The 20,021-nt window shown below is 71.0% G+C and carries 20 protein-coding genes; 9 read left to right on the forward strand and 11 right to left on the reverse strand.

Going from position 1 to position 20,021, the window contains the following annotated elements:
• Nucleotides 1–45: 45 nt before the first annotated feature.
• Nucleotides 46–1,467 (reverse strand): Fe-S cluster assembly protein SufB, encoded by a 1,422-nt coding sequence (gene sufB / locus QFZ71_RS05450; protein WP_307667118.1) that lies wholly within the window; start codon nucleotides 1,465–1,467, stop codon nucleotides 46–48.
• Nucleotides 1,464–2,207: a metalloregulator ArsR/SmtB family transcription factor gene (locus QFZ71_RS05455; protein ID WP_307667119.1), complete on the reverse strand. Its 744-nt coding sequence runs from the start codon at nucleotides 2,205–2,207 to the stop codon at nucleotides 1,464–1,466. The genes sufB and QFZ71_RS05455 overlap by 4 nt, the downstream gene beginning before the upstream one ends.
• 136 nt (nucleotides 2,208–2,343) lie before the next feature.
• Here QFZ71_RS05455 and QFZ71_RS05460 point away from each other — a divergent pair, with 136 nt between their 5' ends.
• The 3 genes from QFZ71_RS05460 to QFZ71_RS05470 all read left to right on the forward strand — a co-directional run bounded on the left by QFZ71_RS05460 (nucleotide 2,344) and on the right by QFZ71_RS05470 (nucleotide 5,108).
• Nucleotides 2,344–3,270, forward strand: a complete 927-nt coding sequence (locus QFZ71_RS05460) for an ABC transporter ATP-binding protein (protein ID WP_307667120.1) — start codon at nucleotides 2,344–2,346, stop codon at nucleotides 3,268–3,270.
• The gene (locus QFZ71_RS05465) at nucleotides 3,267–4,034 is read left to right on the forward strand and encodes an ABC transporter permease (protein ID WP_307667121.1); all 768 of its coding nucleotides are present in this window, start codon (nucleotides 3,267–3,269) and stop codon (nucleotides 4,032–4,034) included. The genes QFZ71_RS05460 and QFZ71_RS05465 overlap by 4 nt, the downstream gene beginning before the upstream one ends.
• An 87-nt stretch (nucleotides 4,035–4,121) precedes the next feature.
• Nucleotides 4,122–5,108: a heme A synthase gene (locus QFZ71_RS05470; protein ID WP_307667122.1), complete on the forward strand. Its 987-nt coding sequence runs from the start codon at nucleotides 4,122–4,124 to the stop codon at nucleotides 5,106–5,108.
• An 81-nt stretch (nucleotides 5,109–5,189) separates the two neighbouring features.
• On the opposite strand, the gene QFZ71_RS05475 is transcribed toward QFZ71_RS05470, so the two are convergent.
• Both QFZ71_RS05475 and QFZ71_RS05480 read right to left on the reverse strand, forming a co-directional pair.
• Nucleotides 5,190–5,567, reverse strand: a complete 378-nt coding sequence (locus tag QFZ71_RS05475) for a hypothetical protein (protein ID WP_307667123.1) — start codon at nucleotides 5,565–5,567, stop codon at nucleotides 5,190–5,192.
• A gap of 92 nt (nucleotides 5,568–5,659) precedes the next feature.
• A complete protein-coding gene (locus tag QFZ71_RS05480) occupies nucleotides 5,660–6,613 on the reverse strand; it encodes a heme o synthase (protein WP_307667124.1) in 954 nt (317 codons plus the stop codon).
• A gap of 285 nt (nucleotides 6,614–6,898) precedes the next feature.
• Between QFZ71_RS05480 and tkt the strand changes: the two genes are divergently transcribed.
• From tkt to QFZ71_RS05510, 6 genes are all read left to right on the forward strand, one after another.
• A complete protein-coding gene (tkt, locus tag QFZ71_RS05485; protein ID WP_307667125.1) occupies nucleotides 6,899–9,001 on the forward strand; it encodes a transketolase in 2,103 nt (700 codons plus the stop codon).
• A 34-nt stretch (nucleotides 9,002–9,035) separates the two neighbouring features.
• Nucleotides 9,036–10,154 carry a transaldolase gene (tal, locus tag QFZ71_RS05490; RefSeq protein ID WP_307667126.1) on the forward strand — a complete coding sequence of 373 codons (1,119 nt, stop codon included), beginning with the start codon at nucleotides 9,036–9,038 and terminating at the stop codon, nucleotides 10,152–10,154.
• 5 nt (nucleotides 10,155–10,159) lie between these two features.
• Nucleotides 10,160–11,692, forward strand: coding sequence for a glucose-6-phosphate dehydrogenase (gene zwf / locus QFZ71_RS05495; protein WP_307667127.1), 1,533 nt, complete (start codon nucleotides 10,160–10,162; stop codon nucleotides 11,690–11,692).
• Complete coding sequence (gene opcA, locus QFZ71_RS05500; RefSeq protein ID WP_307667128.1) at nucleotides 11,689–12,729, forward strand: glucose-6-phosphate dehydrogenase assembly protein OpcA; 1,041 nt, start codon at nucleotides 11,689–11,691, stop codon at nucleotides 12,727–12,729. The genes zwf and opcA overlap by 4 nt, the downstream gene beginning before the upstream one ends.
• Entirely contained in the window at nucleotides 12,726–13,508 is a 783-nt protein-coding gene (pgl, locus tag QFZ71_RS05505; protein WP_307667129.1) for a 6-phosphogluconolactonase, read from the forward strand. The genes opcA and pgl overlap by 4 nt, the downstream gene beginning before the upstream one ends.
• An 80-nt stretch (nucleotides 13,509–13,588) precedes the next feature.
• A complete protein-coding gene (locus QFZ71_RS05510; protein WP_307667130.1) occupies nucleotides 13,589–13,951 on the forward strand; it encodes a VOC family protein in 363 nt (120 codons plus the stop codon).
• A gap of 18 nt (nucleotides 13,952–13,969) precedes the next feature.
• Here QFZ71_RS05510 and QFZ71_RS05515 read toward each other — a convergent pair whose 3' ends face one another.
• The 7 genes from QFZ71_RS05515 to tpiA all read right to left on the reverse strand — a co-directional run bounded on the left by QFZ71_RS05515 (nucleotide 13,970) and on the right by tpiA (nucleotide 20,016).
• Nucleotides 13,970–14,494, reverse strand: coding sequence for a hypothetical protein (locus tag QFZ71_RS05515; RefSeq protein ID WP_307667131.1), 525 nt, complete (start codon nucleotides 14,492–14,494; stop codon nucleotides 13,970–13,972).
• A gap of 91 nt (nucleotides 14,495–14,585) precedes the next feature.
• A complete protein-coding gene (locus QFZ71_RS05520; protein ID WP_307667132.1) occupies nucleotides 14,586–16,097 on the reverse strand; it encodes a PH domain-containing protein in 1,512 nt (503 codons plus the stop codon).
• Nucleotides 16,094–16,600 (reverse strand): PH domain-containing protein, encoded by a 507-nt coding sequence (locus tag QFZ71_RS05525; protein WP_307667133.1) that lies wholly within the window; start codon nucleotides 16,598–16,600, stop codon nucleotides 16,094–16,096. Before QFZ71_RS05525 ends, QFZ71_RS05520 begins: the two co-directional genes overlap by 4 nt.
• Before the next feature lie 4 nt (nucleotides 16,601–16,604).
• Nucleotides 16,605–18,266, reverse strand: coding sequence for a glucose-6-phosphate isomerase (pgi, locus tag QFZ71_RS05530; RefSeq protein WP_307667134.1), 1,662 nt, complete (start codon nucleotides 18,264–18,266; stop codon nucleotides 16,605–16,607).
• A gap of 176 nt (nucleotides 18,267–18,442) precedes the next feature.
• Nucleotides 18,443–18,778: an RNA polymerase-binding protein RbpA gene (locus QFZ71_RS05535; protein WP_073217477.1), complete on the reverse strand. Its 336-nt coding sequence runs from the start codon at nucleotides 18,776–18,778 to the stop codon at nucleotides 18,443–18,445.
• Between the two features lie 109 nt (nucleotides 18,779–18,887).
• Nucleotides 18,888–19,124 carry a preprotein translocase subunit SecG gene (gene secG / locus QFZ71_RS05540; protein WP_030118084.1) on the reverse strand — a complete coding sequence of 79 codons (237 nt, stop codon included), beginning with the start codon at nucleotides 19,122–19,124 and terminating at the stop codon, nucleotides 18,888–18,890.
• Nucleotides 19,125–19,239: 115 nt separating this feature from the next.
• Nucleotides 19,240–20,016, reverse strand: a complete 777-nt coding sequence (gene tpiA, locus QFZ71_RS05545) for a triose-phosphate isomerase (protein ID WP_307667135.1) — start codon at nucleotides 20,014–20,016, stop codon at nucleotides 19,240–19,242.
• Nucleotides 20,017–20,021 lie beyond the last annotated feature (5 nt).

The following is a 20,021-nucleotide window of genomic DNA, read 5'->3' on the forward strand; positions in this document are numbered from 1 at the left end:
GGGGACGGCCGCGAGCGGCCGTCCCGGTGGTCCTCGGGTGAGGTCCTAGCCGACCGAACCCTCCATCTGCAGCTCGATCAGCCGGTTGAGTTCCAGGGCGTACTCCATGGGCAGCTCCTTGGCGATCGGCTCGACGAAGCCGCGCACGATCATCGCCATGGCCTCGAACTCGGTGAGTCCGCGGCTCATCAGGTAGAACAGCTGGTCCTCGGAGACCTTGGAGACGGTCGCCTCGTGGCCCATCGACACGTCGTCCTCGCGGACGTCGACGTAGGGGTAGGTGTCCGAGCGGGAGATCGTGTCGACGAGCAGAGCGTCGCAGAGCACGTTGGACTTCGCGCCCGGCGCGCCCTCGCCGATCTCGATCAGTCCGCGGTAGGACGTACGGCCGCCGCCCCGCGCCACCGACTTGGAGACGATGTTCGAGGAGGTGTTCGGGGCCATGTGGACCATCTTGGCCCCGGCGTCCTGGTGCTGGCCCTCGCCCGCGAAGGCGATGGACAGGGTCTCGCCCTTGGCGTGCTCGCCCATCAGGTAGACGGCCGGGTACTTCATGGTCACCTTGGAGCCGATGTTGCCGTCGACCCACTCCATGGTCGCGCCCTCGTAGGCCACGGCCCGCTTGGTGACCAGGTTGTAGACGTTGTTCGACCAGTTCTGGATGGTCGTGTAGCGGCAGCGGCCGCCCTTCTTGACGATGATCTCGACCACGGCGCTGTGCAGCGAGTCCGAGGAGTAGATCGGGGCGGTGCAGCCCTCGACGTAGTGGACGTAGGCGTCCTCGTCGACGATGATCAGCGTCCGCTCGAACTGGCCCATGTTCTCCGTGTTGATACGGAAGTAGGCCTGGAGCGGGATGTCCACGTGGACGCCCTTGGGCACGTAGATGAACGAGCCGCCGGACCACACGGCCGTGTTCAGCGACGCGAACTTGTTGTCGCCGACCGGGATGACGGTGCCGAAGTACTCCTTGAAGAGCTCCGGGTGCTCCTTCAGCGCGGTGTCGGTGTCCAGGAAGATGACGCCCTGCTCCTCCAGGTCCTCGCGGATCTGGTGGTAGACGACCTCGGACTCGTACTGCGCGGCGACACCGGCGACGAGGCGCTGCTTCTCCGCCTCGGGGATGCCGAGCTTGTCGTAGGTGTTCTTGATGTCCTCGGGCAGGTCCTCCCAGGAGGCCGCCTGCTTCTCCGTGGACCGCACGAAGTACTTGATGTTGTCGAAGTCGATGCCCGACAGGTCGGAGCCCCAGTTCGGCATGGGCTTCTTGCCGAAGAGCTTGAGGCCCTTGAGCCGCAGCTTCAGCATCCACTCGGGCTCGTTCTTCTTCTCCGAGATGTCGCGGACGACCTCCTCGGAGAGGCCGCGCTTGGCCGCCGCGCCTGCCGCGTCGGAGTCGGCCCAGCCGAATTCGTACGTACCCAGACCCTCGAGCTCAGGGTGGGTAGTCTCCGTGGGGAGCGTCATGCGGGGTTCCTCCCGGCCGTGCTTGCAGATGCTGAATGGGTGGTCTGTGGGGGTGCCGTGTGGCCACTGCGCGGCACGTATGTCGTGCACACGCCGTCGCCGTGGGCGAGGGTGGCCAGACGCTGCACATGGGTCCCGAGGAGGCTGGAGAAGAATTCCGTCTCCGCCTCGCACAGCTGTGGGAACTGCTCGGCGACGTGCGCCACCGGGCAGTGGTGCTGGCACAGCTGCTCGCCCTGCTGGGGGCCGGGCGCGCTTCGCGCCGTAGCAGCGTACCCGTCGGCGGACAGGGCCTTGGCCAGGGCCTCGGTGCGCCCCTGCGGCTCCGCGGCCTCGACCGCCGCGCGGTACGTCTCGCCCATCGCGGCCATCCGGGCACGGGCGAAGGTGATGACCGCCTCGTCCCCCCCGGCGTCGGCGATGAAGCGCAGGGCGTCGGCGGCCAGCTTGTCGTAGGACTGGTCGAAGGCGTCCCGGCCGCAGTCCGTCAGGGCGAACACCTTGGCGGGCCTGCCGCGGGTCCGCGCCCCGTAGACCCGCTGTTCACGGGCCTCCACGACGTTGTCGGAGACGAGGGCGTCGAGGTGGCGGCGGACGGCGGCCTGGGTGAGGCCGAGCCGCCCCGCGAGATCCGCGACGGTGGAGGGGCCGTGGTCCAGGATGGAGCGCGCGACCCGGTTGCGCGTCGAGCGCTCACCGGTCGTGAGTTCCTCCTGGGGAGCCCGTCCGTCGTATTTCACAACACCATTGTTGCGTAATTCGTTCGACCCTGACAACCACGGTCCGGAATGATCTACGGTGCGGTTCGTCACTTAGGGTTACCTAATCCGGCCCCGCGGGACCCCCGTCCCGGTGTGCTGCCTAGACTGGTGCGCCATGGAGAACGAGCCCGTCGTACAGGTCGGGAACCTGGTCAAGCGGTACGGCGCGAAGACCGCGGTGAACGGCCTCGACCTGGTCGTCCGGGCGGGCGCGGTGACCGCCGTCCTCGGCCCGAACGGCGCCGGGAAGACCACCACGATCGAGATCTGCGAGGGGTACCGGCGCCCCGACGCGGGCACCGTGCGGGTCCTCGGCCTCGACCCGGTCGCCGACGCGGAACGGCTGCGTCCGCGGATCGGGGTGATGCTCCAGTCCGGCGGCGTCTACTCCGGGGCGCGGGCCGACGAGATGCTCCGCCACATGGCGAAGCTGCACGCCCACCCCCTCGACGTGGACGCCCTGATCGAACGCCTCGGACTCGGCGACTGCGGCCGGACGGCCTACCGGCGGCTCTCCGGCGGCCAGCAGCAGCGGCTCTCCCTGGCCATGGCGGTCGTCGGACGGCCCGAGCTGCTCTTCCTGGACGAACCGACCGCCGGGCTCGACCCGCAGGCCCGGCGTGCCACCTGGGACCTGGTGCGCGAGATGCGTACCGACGGGGTCTCCGCGGTGCTGACCACCCACTTCATGGACGAGGCCGAGGCCCTCGCCGACGACGTCGCGATCATCGACGCCGGCCGGGTCATCGCGGGGGGCACCCCGGACGAGCTGTGCCGGGGTGGCGCGGAGAACACCCTGCGCTTCACCGGCCGGCCCGGACTCGACCTCGGCTCCCTCCTCAAGGCGCTGCCCGACGGGTCCGGGACGGCCGAGCCGCTGCCGGGGACGTACCGGATCACCGGGAACGTCGACCCGCAGCTGCTCGCCACCGTGACCTCCTGGTGCGCCCAGCACGGCGTGATGCCCGAGGGCATCTCCGTGGAGCGGCACACCCTGGAGGACGTCTTCCTCGAACTGACCGGCAAGGAGCTGCGCGCATGAGCGCCGGTACGTACACCCCGCGCCCCGGCGCCGCCCCGCTGCCCCGGATGATCGCCGCGCAGACCGCGCTGGAGACCCGGATGCTGCTGCGCAACGGCGAGCAGCTGCTGCTGACGGTGATCATCCCCGCACTGCTGCTGATGCTGTTCAGCGCGGTCGACGTCGTGGACACCGGTGCGGGCGCGCCGGTGGACTTCCTGGCTCCGGGCATCCTGGCGCTCGCCGTGATGTCCACCGCGTTCACCGGCCAGGCCATCGCCACCGGTTTCGAGCGCCGCTACGGGGTCCTCAAGCGGCTCGGGGCCTCTCCGCTTCCCCGCTGGGCCCTGATGACCGCGAAGACGCTGTCGGTGCTGGTCACCGAGGTGCTCCAGATCGTGCTGCTGACGGCGATCGCCTTCGCGCTGGGCTGGTCGCCGCACGGCGACCCGCTCTCCGTGCTGCTGCTCCTGGTCCTGGGCACCGCCGCGTTCTCCGGGCTCGGGCTGCTGATGGCCGGGACGCTGAAGGCCGAGGTGACGCTCGCCGCGGCCAATCTGGTCTTCCTGCTGCTGCTGGTCGGCGGCGGGGTCATCGTGCCGCTGGACAAGTTCCCGGCCGCGGTGCGGCCGGCGCTGGAGCTGCTGCCCGTCTCGGCGCTCTCCGAAGGGCTGCGGGACGTCCTCCAGCACGGCGCGCCGATGCCGTGGGCCCAGGCCGTGATCCTGGCGGTGTGGGCGGTGCTGGGGCTCGGCGCGGCGGCGAAGTTCTTCCGCTGGGAGTGACGCCGGGCGGGCCTTACCACTGGACTTGTCCGGGCATCCGGGTACGAACCCACCCCTCGTGAAATCGTGCACAAGCCCCGTCCTACGATGGTCGGCGTGGAAACCCCCATCTCCCTCATCGCCAAGCGCTGGACGCCGTCCATCCGGGTGGTGAAGCGCGCCGCGCTCTCCGCCGTCGTGATGAGCGTCTTCATCATCGTCACGGGCGGGGCCGTCCGGCTCACCGGTTCGGGCCTCGGCTGCGACACCTGGCCCAAGTGCACCGACGACAGCCTGTTCGCCACCCCGGAACAGGGACTGCACGGCGCGATCGAGTTCGGCAACCGCATGCTGACCTATGTGCTGTCGGCCGCCGTCGGCTGGGCGATCGTCGCCGTCAGCTCGATGAAGCCCCGCCGCCGCAAGCTGACCCGGCCGGCCTGGTCGCAGTTCTGGGTCGTGCTGGCCAACGCCGTCCTCGGTGGCATCACCGTCTGGGCGGGGCTCAACCCGTGGACGGTGGCCGGGCACTTCCTGCTCGCCAACGCGCTCCTCGCCCTCACCGTGATCACCTGGGTGCGGATCGGCGAGGGCGACGGCCCGCCGCGCCCCCGCGCGCCGCTCCCGGTACGGCGGCTGGCGTGGGCGATCGTCGCGGCCACGGTCGTCCTGATCGTGCTGGGCACCTCGGTGACCGGCTCCGGCAAGCACGCGGGCGACAGCAGCGACGTACCGCGCATGCCCTGGGACTGGTCGGCCGCCGCCCATGTCCACGCCATCGCCGCCTGGGTGGTCTGCGCCCTGGCCATCGCGATGTGGCTGGCGCTGCGGGTGGTGGACGCCCCCGCCGACACCCGCGCTCGCGCCCGCGACCTGCTGCTCGTGCTGCTCGCCCAGGGCGCGATCGGGTACGTCCAGTACTTCAGCGACGTCCCCGAGATCCTGGTCGGCATCCACATGTTCGGCTCGGCCATCCTGTGGATCGCGGTGATCCGCCTGCTGATGAGCATGCGCGAGCGCGGCGACGAGACGTCCGCGCCGCTGCCCGGGCCGTCCGCCGAGCAGCCGGAGAAGGCGCCCGCCACGGCGGGCTGAGAGCCACCGGTACGGCGAAGGGGCGGCGGGCCTGATGCCCGCCGCCCCTTCGCCGTATCCGTACGCACTCCCAGAGGCGGCTCAGCCGTCGTTGGAGGGCCCGCCGACCTGGATGCCGGCCATCCGGGACCATTCGTACCGGCCCGTGCGGACCTTGAGCGCGAACTCGCCGTCGAACTCGTCGTGCATCGTGATGCCGGACTTCGTGGCCGCGCTCTCGGCCACGGCGTAGGTCGGGGCCACCAGGTCGCCCCAGGCTCCGTCCTGGCCGACCAGGACGATGCGGGCGCCCGCCTGGCCGATGTAGGCGAGCTGTCCCTCCGCGCCGCCGTGCTCCTTGGCGAAGGCGCCGATCTCGCGGGCGAGCTTCGCCGCCCTGCGCTCGGCGCGCGCCGCCTTCCTGGCGTCCGCCCGTGAGGTCTGCTCGGTGTCCGCTGCGTCTGCTGCCGTCTCTGCCATGAACAGGATGCTACCGACGGGTAGATGAACTGGCGACGGGCGGGTCGCGTGGCTTGTGCCACGCGACCCGCCCGTCGCCGGAAGCGGAGACGTCAGCGGAGGAAGGGATCCACCGCGACGGCGAGGAAGAGCAGGGAGACGTAGGTGATGGACCAGTGGAACAGCCGCATCTCCTTGAGCTTGGCCCCGGTCACCCCGGCCTTGGCCCGGTTCTGCAGCCCGTGGGCCTCCCAGAGCCAGGCGCCGCCGGAGAGCAGCGCCACCGCGGTGTAGAACCAGCCTGTGTAGCCCAGCGGGGTGAGGAGCAGCGAGACGGCGACCATCACCCAGCTGTAGAGGACGATCTGCCGGGCGACGACCTGGTTGGAGGCGATGACCGGGAGCATCGGTACGCCGACACGGGCGTAGTCGTCCTTGACCTTCATGGACAGGGGCCAGTAGTGCGGCGGCGTCCAGAAGAAGATGACGGCGAAGAGGATGACGGCGGCCCAGGAGACCGTGTTCGTCACGGCCGACCAGCCGATGAGGACCGGCATGCACCCCGCGATGCCGCCCCAGACGATGTTCTGGGAGGTGCGGCGCTTCAGCAGCATCGTGTAGACGACGACGTAGAACAGCAGGGCGCCGAGCGCCAGTGCGGCCGACAGCCAGTTGACGAGCAGGCCGAACCAGAGCGTGGAGATCACCGCGAGGGCGATGCCGAAGGCGAGGCATTCGCGGGGGCTGACCATGCCCGTGACCAGCGGGCGCTGGGACGTGCGGTCCATCAGCGCGTCGATGTCGCGGTCGATGTACATGTTGAGCGCGTTCGCGCCGCCCGCGGAGAGATATCCCCCGATGGTGGTAGTGAGAACGAGCCACAGGTCGGGTACACCCCGGGCAGCGAGGAACATCACCGGAACGGTGGTGATGAGCAACAGCTCGATGATCCGTGGCTTGGTCAGCGCCACGAATGCCTTGACGCGGGCCCCGAACGGGCGATGGCCCCCTGGGCTGGGAGTCAAGGCGACCCCTGCGGGTCGGGACTCGACGGCCGTCACGCACACCCCTGACAGAGAAATCCCAGCAAGCTCCGGCCGACGAGGCCCGGTGAAGACTTGCGCGAACTCGACCACTCTAGACGTTGGGGGTACACCGTCCTTCGCGGGGGTGGGGTCGTGTTGGGGGTGACTGTTCACCGGATGCTCGTTCCGCCGGGAGGCGAACTCCACGGGTCGCCCACACCCTGGAAAGTGCACGGAAAACGTGCCTGTCAACGGAGGTAGGCTCGACAGCGCCCGGTGCGGCAACCGTCACCGGTTTACGACAGTGGAGAGGAGCCCTGACTCAGGGTGAGCATCAAGCCGACCACCACAGACCTCCAGTGGACCGATGTGGACCAGCGGGCCGTGGACACCGCCCGTGTCCTCGCCGCGGACGCCGTACAGAAAGTCGGAAACGGCCACCCGGGCACGGCGATGAGCCTCGCGCCTGCCGCCTACACCCTCTTCCAGAAGGTGATGCGGCACGACCCCGCGGACGCCGAGTGGACCGGCCGCGACCGGTTCGTCCTCTCCGCCGGTCACTCCAGCCTGACCCTCTACATCCAGCTCTACCTGGCCGGCTACGGCCTGGAGCTGGACGACCTGAAGGCCTTCCGCACCTGGGGTTCCAAGACGCCGGGCCACCCGGAGTACGGCCACACCACCGGCGTCGAGACCACGACCGGCCCCCTCGGCCAGGGCGTCGCCAACGCGGTGGGCATGGCGATGGCCGCCCGCTACGAGCGCGGTCTCTTCGACCCCGACGCGGCCCCCGGCACCTCCCCCTTCGACCACATGGTGTGGGTCGTCGCGGGTGACGGCTGCCTCCAGGAGGGCATCTCCGCCGAGGCGTCCTCGCTGGCCGGCCACCAGAAGCTGGGCAACCTGGTCCTGCTCTGGGACGACAACCACATCTCCATCGAGGGCGACACGGAGACCGCGGTCTCCGAGGACACGCTCAAGCGGTACGAGGCGTACGGCTGGCACGTCCAGCGCGTCGACCAGCTGCCCAACGGCGACCTGGACCCGGCGGGTCTGTACGCGGCGCTGCAGGCGGCCAAGGCCGAGACCGGCCGTCCCTCGTTCATCGCGGCCCGCTCGATCATCGCCTGGCCCGCCCCGAACGCCCAGAACACCGAGGCCGCGCACGGCTCGGCGCTCGGCGACGACGAGATCGCCGCGACCAAGCGGGTCCTCGGCTTCGACCCGGAGCAGACCTTCGAGGTCTCCGACGAGGTCATCGGCCACACCCGCCAGGCCCTGGACCGCGGCCGTGAGGCCCGTGCCGAGTGGGACAAGGCGTTCGCCGCCTGGCGCACCGCCAACCCGGAGCGCGCCGCCTCCTTCGACCGGATCGCCGCGGGCGAACTGCCCGAGGGCTGGGAGGAGAAGCTCCCCGTCTTCGAGCCCGGCAAGTCCCTGGCCACCCGTGCCGCCTCCGGCAAGGTGCTCCAGGCGCTCGGCGAGACCGTGCCCGAGCTGTGGGGCGGCTCCGCCGACCTCGCCGGCTCGAACAACACGACGATCGACAAGACGTCGTCGTTCCTCCCGGCGGGCAACCCGCTGCCGGAGGCCGACCCGTACGGCCGGACGATCCACTTCGGCATCCGCGAGCACGCCATGGCCGCCGCCATGAACGGCATCGCGCTGCACGGCAACACCCGCATCTACGGCGGCACCTTCCTGGTGTTCTCCGACTACATGCGCAACGCGGTGCGGCTCTCCGCCCTCATGCACCTGCCGGTGACCTACGTGTGGACGCACGACTCCATCGGCCTGGGCGAGGACGGCCCGACCCACCAGCCGGTCGAGCACCTGGCCTCGCTGCGCGCCATTCCGGGCCTGAACATCGTGCGCCCGGCCGACGCCAACGAGACCGCCATCGCCTGGCGCGAGATCCTGCGCCGCTACACCAAGGTGTTCGGCAAGGGCGCCCCGCACGGCCTGGCGCTGACCCGCCAGGGCGTGCCGACGTACGAGGCGAACGAGGACGCGGCCAGGGGCGGGTACGTCCTGTTCGAGGCCGAGGGGCCCGACGGGCAGAACGCGGAGCCGCAGGTGCTGCTCATCGCGACCGGCTCCGAGGTGCACGTCGCCGTCGAGGCGCGCGAGCAGCTCCAGGCGGCCGGCGTGCCGACCCGCGTCGTCTCGATGCCGTCCGTGGAGTGGTTCGAGGAGCAGGATCAGGGTTACCGGGACAGCGTCCTGCCGCCCTCGGTGAAGGCGCGGGTCGCCGTCGAGGCCGGCATCGGCCTCACCTGGTACCGGTACGTGGGCGACGCGGGCCGGATCGTCTCGCTGGAGCACTTCGGTGCCTCGGCGGACGCCAAGGTGCTGTTCCGCGAGTTCGGCTTCACCCCCGAGCACGTGGCCGCCGCCGCGCGGGAATCCCTCGAAGCCGCCGCGCGCTGACGCAGGTGGACACCACTAGTAGGAGATGCAACTCATGACAGACGCACTCAAGCGCCTCTCCGACGAGGGCGTGGCGATCTGGCTCGACGACCTGTCGCGCAAGCGGATCACATCCGGCAACCTGGCCGAGCTGATCGACCAGAGCCACGTCGTCGGCGTCACCACCAACCCGTCGATCTTCCAGAAGGCGATCTCCTCGGGCGACGGTTACGAGCAGCAGCTCATCGACCTCGCCGCCCGCAAGGTCACCGTCGAGGAAGCCCTGCGCATGATCACGACGGCGGACGTCCGCGATGCCGCCGACATCCTGCGCCCGGTCTTCGACGCCACCGACGGCCAGGACGGCCGGGTCTCCATCGAGGTGGACCCGCGCCTGGCCCACGACACCACGGCCACCGTCGCCGAGGCCAAGCAGCTGGCCTGGCTGGTCGACCGGCCGAACACGCTGATCAAGATCCCGGCGACCGAGGCGGGTCTCCCGGCGATCACCGAGACGATCGGGCGGGGCATCAGTGTCAACGTGACGCTGATCTTCTCGCTGGAGCGCTACCGCGCGGTCATGGACGCCTACCTGGCGGGCCTGGAGAAGGCGAAGGCCGCGGGCCTGGACCTGTCCGAGATCCACTCGGTGGCCTCGTTCTTCGTGTCCCGTGTGGACACCGAGATCGACAAGCGTCTCGACGCGATCGGCTCCGACGAGGCGAAGGCCGCCAAGGGCAAGTCCGCCCTGGCCAACGCGCGCCTGGCCTACGAGGCGTACGAGGAGGTCTTCTCCTCCGACCGCTGGGCGGCCCTGGACAAGGCGCGGGCCAACAAGCAGCGTCCGCTGTGGGCCTCGACCGGCGTCAAGGACCCGTCGCTGAAGGACACCCTGTACGTCGACGAGCTGGTGGCGCCGAACACGGTCAACACCATGCCGGAGGCGACGCTGGAAGCGGTGGCCGACCACGGAGAGATCACCGGCAACACCGTCGCCGGCGGCTACGACCGGGCACGCGCCGACCTCGACGCGATCAAGAAGCTCGGCATCTCCTACGACGACGTCGTGCGGCTGCTGGAGGACGAGGGCGTCGAGAAGTTCGAGGCGTCCTGGAACGACCTGCTCAAGTCGACCGAGGCGGAGCTTTCGCGCCTCGCCCCCTCGGAGGGCTGACCACTTTGTCTGCTGTTCCCGGAGCCAACCCGCTCCGTGACGCACAGGACCGACGGCTCCCGCGCATCGCGGGGCCGTCGGGCCTGGTCATCTTTGGCGTCACGGGCGATTTGTCCCGTAAAAAGCTGATGCCTGCCGTCTACGACCTGGCCAATCGCGGCCTGTTGCCGCCGGGCTTCTCGCTCATCGGCTTCGCACGCCGCGACTGGGAGGACGAGGACTTCGCCCAGGTCGTCCACGACGCCGTCAAGGAGCACGCCCGTACGCCGTTCCGCGAGGAGGTCTGGCAGCAGCTCATCCAGGGGATGCGCTTCGTCCAGGGCAACTTCGACGACGACGAGGCGTTCGAGACGCTCAAGGACACCATCCAGGAGCTGGACCAGGCGCAGGGCACCGGAGGCAACTACGCCTTCTACCTGTCCGTGCCGCCGAAGTTCTTCCCCAAGGTCGTCCAGCAGCTCAAGAAGCACGGCCTGGCGGACCAGAAGGAGGGGTCCTGGCGGCGTGCCGTCATCGAGAAGCCCTTCGGCCACGACCTGGCCAGCGCGCAGGAGCTCAACCAGCTCGTGCACGACGTCTTCCCGCCCAACGAGGTCTTCCGGATCGACCACTACCTGGGCAAGGAGACGGTCCAGAACATCCTGGCGCTGCGGTTCGCCAACACGATGTTCGAGCCGATCTGGAACCGGTCGTACGTCGACCACGTACAGATCACGATGGCCGAGGACATCGGCATCGGCGGCCGGGCCGGCTACTACGACGGCATCGGCGCCGCCCGTGACGTCATCCAGAACCACCTGCTCCAGCTGCTGGCGCTGACCGCGATGGAGGAGCCCGGCTCCTTCCACCCGAAGGCCCTGGTCGCCGAGAAGCTCAAGGTGCTCACCGCCGTCGAGCTGCCCGAGGACCTGGGGCTGCACACCGTGCGCGCCCAGTACGAGCACGCCTGGCAGGGCGGCCAGGAGGTTCTCGGCTACTGCGAGGAGGACGGCATCGACCCCAAGTCGACGACCGACACCTACGCGGCGATCAAGCTGACGATCAACAACCGCCGCTGGGCGGGCGTGCCCTTCTACCTGCGTACCGGCAAGCGGCTCGGCCGCCGGGTCACGGAGATCGCGGTCGTCTTCAAGCGCGCGCCCTACCTGCCCTTCGAGTCGGGCGCGACCGAGGAGCTGGGCGGCAACGCCCTGGTCATCAGGGTCCAGCCCGACGAGGGCGTCACCGTGCGCTTCGGCTCCAAGGTGCCGGGCACCTCGATGGAGGTCCGGGACGTCACGATGGACTTCGCCTACGGCGAGTCGTTCACGGAGTCCAGCCCGGAGGCGTACGAGCGGCTCCTGCTGGACGTCCTGCTCGGGGACGCCAACCTCTTCCCGCGCCACCAGGAGGTCGAACTCTCCTGGACCATCCTCGACCCGATCGAGGAGTACTGGGCCAAGCACGGCAAGCCGGCGAAGTACCCGGCCGGCACCTGGGGTCCGGCCGAGGCCGACGAGATGCTCGCACGTGACGGACGGAGCTGGAGGCGGCCATGAAGATCGATCTCACGGAAACCACGTCCAGCAAGATCAACCAGGCGCTGGTCTCGGCCCGCCGGGCGATCGGCACCCCTGCCATCGGCATGGTGCTCACGCTCGTCGTCGTCACCGACGAGGAGAACGCGTACGACGCGCTCAAGTCGGCCGGGGACGCCTCCCGCGAGCACCCGTCGCGGATCATCGCGGTCATCAAGCGGGTCAGCCGCTCGCCGCGGGCCCGCCGGGACGCCCGGCTCGACGCCGAGGTCCGGGTCGGTTCCGACGCGGGCACCGGCGAGACCGTGGTGCTGCGGCTCCACGGCGAGCTGGCCAACCACGCCCAGTCGGTGGTCCTGCCGCTGCTGCTGCCGGACGCCCCGGTCGTGGTGTGGTGGCCCGAGGGCGCCCCCGCCGACCCGGCGAAGGACCCGCTCGGGGCGCTGGCCCAGCGGCGGATCACCGACACCTACTCGGCCGAGCGTCCGCTCGACGAGCTGGCGGTGCGGGCCGCGACGTACAGCCCCGGCGACACGGATCTTGCCTGGACCCGGATCACCCCGTGGCGCTCGATGCTGGCCGCCGCGCTGGACCAGCAGCCGGCCGAGGTCATCGGCGCGACCGTCGAGGGCGAGAGCGACAACCCGAGCTGCGAGCTGCTCGCGATGTGGCTCGCCGACCGGCTCGACGTACCGGTGGAACGCACGCTCTCCGAGGGCCCCGGTCTCACGGCGGTCCGGATGGAGACGAAGAACGGCGTCATCGTCCTGGACCGGGCCGACGGCTCGCTGGCCACGCTCTCCATGCAGAACCAGCCGGACCGGGCCGTGGCGCTCAAGCGCCGTGACACCGCCGAACTGCTGGCGGAGGAGCTGCGCCGGCTCGACCCGGACAACACCTACGCCTCGGCGGTGAAGTTCGGCGTGGACCGGCTGCACGCGGGCGGCGAGGTCACGGCCGCGCCGATCGAGGACCGGGTGGAGCAGGCGGAGAAGGCCGCCGAGGCCAAGGCCCCGGCCGCGAAGAAGACCCCGGCCAAGAAGGCGGCGTCGAAGTGACCCCTCCCCAACTGGTCGTCCACCGCGACAAGGAGCTGATGGCGCAGGCCGCGGCGGCCCGGCTGATCACGAAGATCGTGGACGCCCAGACCTCCCGCGGCCACGCCTCGGTGGTGCTGACCGGCGGACGCAACGGCAACGGGCTGCTGGCCGCGCTCGCCGCCGCGCCCGCGCGGGACGCGATCGACTGGTCGCGCCTGGACCTGTGGTGGGGCGACGAGCGGTTCCTGCCCGAGGGCGACCCGGAGCGCAATGTCACCCAGGCTCGCGAGGCGCTGCTCGACGCGGTGCCGCTGGACCCGGCGCGGGTGCACGCGATGCCCGCGTCCGACGGCCCGTACGGCGACGACGTGGACGCGGCGGCGGCCGGTTACGCCGACGAACTGGCCGCCGCGGCGGCTCCCGAGGACCACGGGCCGGTGCCCGTGTTCGACGTGCTGATGCTGGGCGTCGGCCCGGACACGCATGTGGCCTCGCTCTTCCCGGAGCTCCCCGCGGTACGGGAGACCGAGCGCACCGTCGTCGGTGTGCACGGCGCCCCCAAGCCGCCGCCGGTGCGCGTCTCGCTCACCCTGCCCGCGATCCGCGCGGCGCGTGAGGTGTGGCTGCTGGCGGCGGGTGAGGACAAGGCGGAAGCGGCGGCGATCGCCCTGTCCGGGGCCGGGGAGGTCCAGGCCCCGGCGGCGGGCGCGTACGGCCGCAGCCGCACGCTGTGGCTGCTGGACGCGGCGGCGGCCTCGCGGCTGCCGCGCGCGCTCTACCCTCCGGCCTCCGCCTGAGCGCTGACATCCCTGAGGCCCGGCCCGCTTTCCGAGCGGTCCGGGCCTCACGGCGTGTCCTGGCGTGAAAGGCTCGTCCCATGGTGCATATCGGAACCGTGGTGATGGGCGCGGCCGACGTGGCGCGGGCCGCCGATTTCTGGAAGGCGGCGCTCGCGTACACCGAGCGCGAGCCGGGGACGGACGACTGGGTGGTGCTGGTCCCGGTCGAAGGGTCCGGCGTCGGCGTGGCGCTGGGACGCTCCGCCTCTCCCGTGCAGGAGGTCCCCCGCGTCCACCTCGACCTCTATTCCGACACCCCGGAGGCCGAGGTCGAGCGGCTGATCGGACTCGGGGCCGAGCGGGTCGCATGGGACCTGTACCCGCCGGACCCGGACTTCGTGGTGCTCGCCGACCCCGAGGGCAACCGCTTCTGCGTCATCGACACGACGCACGGCGGCTGAGGCGTACGACGGCGACCGTCAGGGCCTCGCGCCCAGCCGTCGCGCGAGTGCCTCCAGGCGTTCGAGCTCCCGCCGCGCCGCCGTCGCGTGGGCCAGGTCCAGGGCCATCCCGGCGCGGGCGCAGATGTAGGCGATGTCGTGGCGGGTGGCGGCGTCGAGATCGGGAAGGGCCCTGAAGCTCCGCCTCGTGACGCTCAGGCAGATCCCGATGGTGTCGAGCTCCTCGCGCCGGTGCACCGTGAACACGTTCCGCAGCTCGTCCTTGACGTAGTCACGGGCCTCGCGGTCCGCCTCCTCGGGCGTGGGCCGCGCGGGCGCCCAGCGGAGGCCGGCCTCGTACGCCTCGTCGTACATCTCCGCCACCAGGGCACGCGCGTGGGCGAGTTCGCCGTCGGCGGCCGCCGCACGGGCCGACTCCAGGGTGTCGCGCAGCCGTGCGCGCGCCCCGGAGTCCTCACCGGTCCGGCTGTTCAGATAGCCCGACCACACGTCGAACGCCTTGCTCAACTCGGCGTCCATCATGAGCTGGTACACGTCCGGCACCCGGCCGCCTCTCCCTCGGTCCGTCCCCGTGCGGACGGCGGCGGTCAGGATAGGCCGGGCCCGGGACGCGGCGCGCGCGAGTTTTCCGGCCCTACCGTGGGCCGGTGCGCTCCAGGAACGGTTCCAGCAGGCCCGGTACGGCCTCGGCGGCGAAGTCGAGGCCCTCGGCCGCGTCGGCGTCGTACACCGTGTACGCGCCCCCTCCGGCGGCCGTGGTGGCCGTGACGCTCAGCAGCCCGGCCCGGCGCTGGAACACCGACTGGCTGACCGTCCAGCCGATCACCCCCGTCCGTTCCAGCGCGGCCGTCGAGCGACGGACCGTGCCGGAGCGGGTGACCAGGTAGCGGCCGGCGAGCGCGTGCCCGAGCCCCCGGTACGCGTCCAGGGCGAGCGCCACCGCCGCCGGGAGGGCCACCGCCGCGCAGCCGAGCGCGATCCACAGCAGCACGGGGGTGAGCAGCGCCCCGAGGAGCGCCAGGACCAGGACCGGGCCGAGGGCCGCGGCGATCGACCGGCGCAGCCGGCGGCCCCGGGCGGCGGGCGGGTGCGGCGTGAGCGCGGCGCCGGTCGGGGCGACCGCCTCGCGCAGGACGTCGGCGGCGGCGGCGTCGGCGCGAGGCCGGGGCACGGCGGGGATCAGGGTGTTGTGGTCGGCGTTCCGGGCCTCGTGGTCCTTGGCGAGGCCGGTGGTGATGGCGTCCAGACGGGCCGCGCCGAACAGCCGCACGCCCAGCGGTTCGACCAGGTCGACGCCGCGCAGCCGGGCCTCCTCGACCGAGATGGAGCGGGAGGTGAACAGGCCGCGCCGGACCCGCAGCGTGCCGCCCGGCTCGCGCTCCAGGCGGTAGTTCCACCACATCTCGATCCAGAGGCCGAGCGCGCCGACGACGCCCGCGACCAGGGCGGCGAAGGCCAGGACGACGATCGTCCAGAGCAAGGGGACCTCCCGGAGGAGGTCGCCGACCCACGCGATGACCTCGCCCCGGACCCCGACCCAGTCGCTGACCTGCATCACGGCCCCGGCGGCGGCCCCGCCGAGCATGGGAGCGACGAAGGAGACCGGGGCGTAGCGGATCCAGCGGGGGTCGAGGACGGCCAGTTCGCCCTCGCGGTGGACGGTGGTCGGTGCGGTGACGGCGCGCTCCAGGAGGAGGCGGCGCAGCCGTTCGCCCTCGGCGCGGGTCACCGGGTCCAGTTCGAGGGAGGACTCGGAGCCCTGCTCGCCGGTGCCGATCCGGACGGTGACCAGGCCGAGGAGGCGCAGCATCGGGTTGGCGGTGAGATCGACCGTGCGGATGCGGCCGCGGGCCAGGGAGCGGCGCTTGACGATCAGGAGGCCGGTGTGGAGGTCGACGTGCTCCTCGCCGATCCGGTAGCGGGTGCGGTGCCACCGGATCCGGTCGGCGCCCGCCGCGGCGCCGATGACCAGGACGGTGGCGGAGAGCACCTGGAGCACGGCGGCCGGGAGGCTGAACCACCGGGTGAGCCCGACCGTGACGGGGACGGCCGCGCCCCCGACGACTCCGGCCGCGACGAGGGCGGTGACCAGGACCGTACGGGGGTCGAGGCGGTGCCAGTCGGCGGGCGGGGCGGCGGTGCTCATGTGGCGTCGCCGGGGGTGTCGCGGGTGATGCGGGTGAGCCGCTGGGCGAGGTCGGCGGCGACCTCGTGGTCCAGCCCCGCGATCCGTACCGCGCCCTTGGCGGAGGCGGTGGTGACGGTGACCGTGGCCAGCCGGAAGAGCTGCTCCAGCGGGCCCCGCACGGTGTCCACGGTCTGGATCCGGGACATCGGGGCGATCCGCCACTCCCGCCGGAAGAACCCGGTGCGCACGTACACGGCGTCCCGGGTGACCTCCCAGCGGTGCGTACGGAACCACCACAGGGGGAGGAGGACGGCGGCCGCCGTGCCCGCCGCCGCCAGGACCGCGGCGGGCAGCAGCAGCCAGAAGCGGGCCGGCGCGATCAGCGCGCCCAGCACCGCGAGCGGTACGACGGGCGCGGCCGTCAGCAGCAGGCACTGGGTCCGCCACCAGCCCACGGCGCGCTCGTCCAGCGTGTTGCGCGGCGGCCGCAGCCGTACCGCCGCCCCCTCCCCCGGTGTCATCGGGTCAGCGCCCCCGCAGCGTCCGGTAGGCGTCGACCAGGGCCGCGGTGGAGCTGTCGAGCTGCCCCGCGTCGGCTGCCGCGTCCCCCTCCGTGAGCAGCGGTTCGATCTTCTTGGCGAGGACCTTGCCGAGTTCGACGCCCCACTGGTCGAAGGAGTCGATGTTCCAGATCGCGCCCTGGACGAAGACCTTGTGCTCGTACAGCGCGATGAGCTGACCGAGCACCGAGGGGGTCAGCTTGTCGGCGAGGATCGTCGTCGTGGGGTGGTTGCCCCGGAACGTCTTGTGCGGGACCAGTTCCTCGGGCACGCCCTCCGCCCGGACCTCCTCGGGCGTCTTGCCGAAGGCGAGGGCCTGGGTCTGCGCGAAGAAGTTGGCCATCAGCAGGTCGTGCTGGGCGATCAGACCGGGCAGCAGGTCGTGGACGGGCGCGGCGAAGCCGATGAAGTCCGCCGGAACCAGCTTGGTGCCCTGGTGGATCAGCTGGTAGTACGCGTGCTGCCCGTTGGTGCCGGGGGTGCCCCAGACGACCGGCCCGGTCTGCCACTCCACCGGGTCGCCCTCGCGGTCGACGGACTTGCCGTTGGACTCCATGTCGAGCTGCTGGAGGTACGCGGTGAACTTGGACAGGTAGTGGCTGTACGGGAGCACCGCGTGCGACTGGGCGTCGAAGAAGTTGCCGTACCAGACGCCGAGGAGGCCCATCAGGAGCGGGACGTTCTCCTCGGCGGGGGCGGTGCGGAAGTGCTCGTCGACGAGGTGGAAGCCGTCGAGCATCTCGCGGAAGCGGTCCGGGCCGATGGCGACCATCAGCGAGAGGCCGATCGCGGAGTCGTAGCTGTAGCGTCCGCCGACCCAGTCCCAGAACTCGAACATGTTGGCCGTGTCGATGCCGAACTCCTCGACCTTCTCGGCATTGGTCGACAGGGCCACGAAGTGGTGGGCGACGGCGTCCTGACCGGCCTTCAGCTCGGTGAGCAGCCAGTCCCGCGCGGAGGTGGCGTTGGTGATGGTCTCGATCGTGGTGAACGTCTTGGAGGCGATGACGAACAGCGTCTCGGCCGGGTCGAGGTCCCGGACGGCCTCGTGGAGGTCGGCGCCGTCGACGTTGGAGACGAAGCGGAGGGTGAGGTCGCGGTCCGTGAAGGAGCGCAGCACCTCGTAGGCCATGGCGGGGCCGAGGTCGGAGCCGCCGATGCCGATGTTGACGATGTTCCTGACCGGCTGGCCGGTGTGGCCGGTCCACTGCCCGGAGCGGACCTTGTCGGCGAAGGCGGCCATCTTGTCCAGGACGGCGTGCACGGCCGGCACGACGTTCTCGCCGTCGACCTCGATCACCGCGTCGCGCGGGGCGCGGAGCGCGGTGTGCAGGACGGCCCGGTCCTCGGTGGTGTTGATCCTCTCACCGCGGAACATGGCGTCCCGCAGCTCGGCGACCCCGGTGGCGGCGGCGAGGTCGCGCAGCAGGCGCAGCGTCTCGTCGGTGACCAGGTGCTTGGAGTAGTCGAGGTGGAGGTCGCCGACCCGCAGGGAGTAGGCGGTGCCCCGGTCCGGCTGCCGCGCGAACAGCTCGCGCAGCTGGGGTGCGCCGAGCTCCTCACGGTGCTCGGCGAGAGCCGTCCACTCGGGCATCTGGTTGAGCTTGGTTCGGCTTGCTGCGTTCATCCCGGATATCAGCCCGTTTCTTCTCGTTGCTCAGCATCCCCGCTGCCCTTCCAACCTAATTGATCGAGGTGGCCGGCGACGGTGGCGGTGGGCCGGTGGCGCGGGAACGCGACACGGCCGGACACCCGTGGGGTGTCCGGCCGGTGAGAAGCTGGTGGGTCCGTGGGACGGGGGCGCTAGATCTCGCCGCGGAGCTTGGCGAGGGCCTCGGCGAGGATCGCCTCGCCGTCCTCGTCGCTGCGCCGCTCGCGTACGTACGCCAGGTGCGTCTTGTACGGCTCGGTGCGGGGCGGATCGGGCGGGCTGTCCTTGTCCTGGCCGGCCGGGAAGCCGCAGCGTGGGCAGTCCCAGGTGTCCGGCACCTGCGCGTCATGGGCGAAGCTCGGCTGCGTCTCGTGCCCGTTCGAGCACCAGAAGGAGATGCGGAGACGCGGCGCGGACTCGCCCCGCTCGGCCTCCCCCATCGGCCCCGCTCCGACCCGGCTTCCCCGGATCGCGTTGCCACTTGCCACGGTCGTAACTCCCTGCGTGATGGTGCTCGAGCGATGCCCCAGTCTACGTAAGGCCCAACGCACGTCCAGTGAAAGGAGTTACACGCTCACCGGATGCGCCGACGACGCGTCAGCCGTCCAGCTTGATGAGCAGGCCGAGGACGACGATGCACGCGAACCAGATCAGGCCGACCACGACGGTGATCCGGTCGAGGTTGCGCTCGGCGACCGAGGAGCCACCGACGGAGGACTGCATTCCGCCACCGAACATGTCGGAGAGGCCGCCGCCCTTGCCCTTGTGCATGAGCACCAGCAGCATCAGCAGCAGGCTGAAGACGATCAGAGCGATCTGGAACGCCAAAACCACGGCTGGTCCCTACTTTCCGGAATTCTTGACTACTGCGTGTACGTGCACCGGGGGCCGAAGGGTGTCAGCCCCTCCGGCCCCCGCAAGGGTACGACGGATCCGCGCTACCGCATACTCACTGGTCGCGGAAGCGGACGATCTTGACGAACTCGTCGGCGTCCAGCGCCGCGCCGCCGACCAGGGCGCCGTCCACGTCGGGCTGCGCCATGATGGCCGCGACGTTGCCGGACTTCACCGAGCCGCCGTACTGGATGCGGACGGCGTCGGCCAGCTCCTGCGAGTACAGCTCGGCCAGCCGGCCGCGGATAGCGCCGCAGACCTCCTGGGCGTCCTCGGGGGTGGCGACCTCGCCGGTCCCGATGGCCCAGACCGGCTCGTAGGCGATGACGATCGTCCCGGCCTGCTCGGCCGGGACGTCCTTCAGTCCGCCGTCGAGCTGCGCGAGGGTGTACGCGACCTGGTCACCGGCCTTGCGGACCTCCAGGCCCTCGCCGACGCAGAGGATCGGGGTCAGGCCGAACCGGTAGGCGGCCTTCACCTTGGCGTTGCAGAGCTCGTCGGTCTCGCCGTGGTACTGGCGGCGCTCGCTGTGGCCGACGGCCACGTAGGTGCAGCGCAGCTTGGCGAGCATGGAGCCGGAGATCTCACCGGTGTACGCGCCGGACTCGTGCGCGGAGATGTCCTGGGCGCCGTACTTGATCTTCAGCTTGTCGCCGTCGACCAGGGTCTGCACGGAGCGCAGGTCGGTGAAGGGCGGGAGGACGGCGACCTCGACGTCCTCGTAGTCCTTCTCGGTCAGCGCGAAGGCGAGCTTCTGGACGTGGGCGATGGCCTCGAGGTGGTTGAGGTTCATCTTCCAGTTGCCCGCCATCAGCGGGGTGCGGGTGGTCATGAAAG

The organism is Streptomyces sp. V2I9 (genome assembly GCF_030817475.1).
GTDB lineage: Bacteria > Actinomycetota > Actinomycetes > Streptomycetales > Streptomycetaceae > Streptomyces.

Coding starts and splice junctions, on each gene's coding strand:
- sufB (WP_307667118.1), bottom strand. CDS start 1,467: ATGACGCTCCCCACGGAGACTACCCACCCTGAGCTCGAGGGTCTGGGT.
- QFZ71_RS05460 (WP_307667120.1), top strand. CDS start 2,344: ATGGAGAACGAGCCCGTCGTACAGGTCGGGAACCTGGTCAAGCGGTAC.
- QFZ71_RS05465 (WP_307667121.1), top strand. CDS start 3,267: ATGAGCGCCGGTACGTACACCCCGCGCCCCGGCGCCGCCCCGCTGCCC.
- QFZ71_RS05470 (WP_307667122.1), top strand. CDS start 4,122: ATGGTCGGCGTGGAAACCCCCATCTCCCTCATCGCCAAGCGCTGGACG.
- QFZ71_RS05475 (WP_307667123.1), bottom strand. CDS start 5,567: ATGGCAGAGACGGCAGCAGACGCAGCGGACACCGAGCAGACCTCACGG.
- tal (WP_307667126.1), top strand. CDS start 9,036: ATGACAGACGCACTCAAGCGCCTCTCCGACGAGGGCGTGGCGATCTGG.
- opcA (WP_307667128.1), top strand. CDS start 11,689: ATGAAGATCGATCTCACGGAAACCACGTCCAGCAAGATCAACCAGGCG.
- QFZ71_RS05510 (WP_307667130.1), top strand. CDS start 13,589: ATGGTGCATATCGGAACCGTGGTGATGGGCGCGGCCGACGTGGCGCGG.
- QFZ71_RS05520 (WP_307667132.1), bottom strand. CDS start 16,097: ATGAGCACCGCCGCCCCGCCCGCCGACTGGCACCGCCTCGACCCCCGT.
- QFZ71_RS05525 (WP_307667133.1), bottom strand. CDS start 16,600: ATGACACCGGGGGAGGGGGCGGCGGTACGGCTGCGGCCGCCGCGCAAC.
- pgi (WP_307667134.1), bottom strand. CDS start 18,266: ATGAACGCAGCAAGCCGAACCAAGCTCAACCAGATGCCCGAGTGGACG.
- tpiA (WP_307667135.1), bottom strand. CDS start 20,016: ATGACCACCCGCACCCCGCTGATGGCGGGCAACTGGAAGATGAACCTC.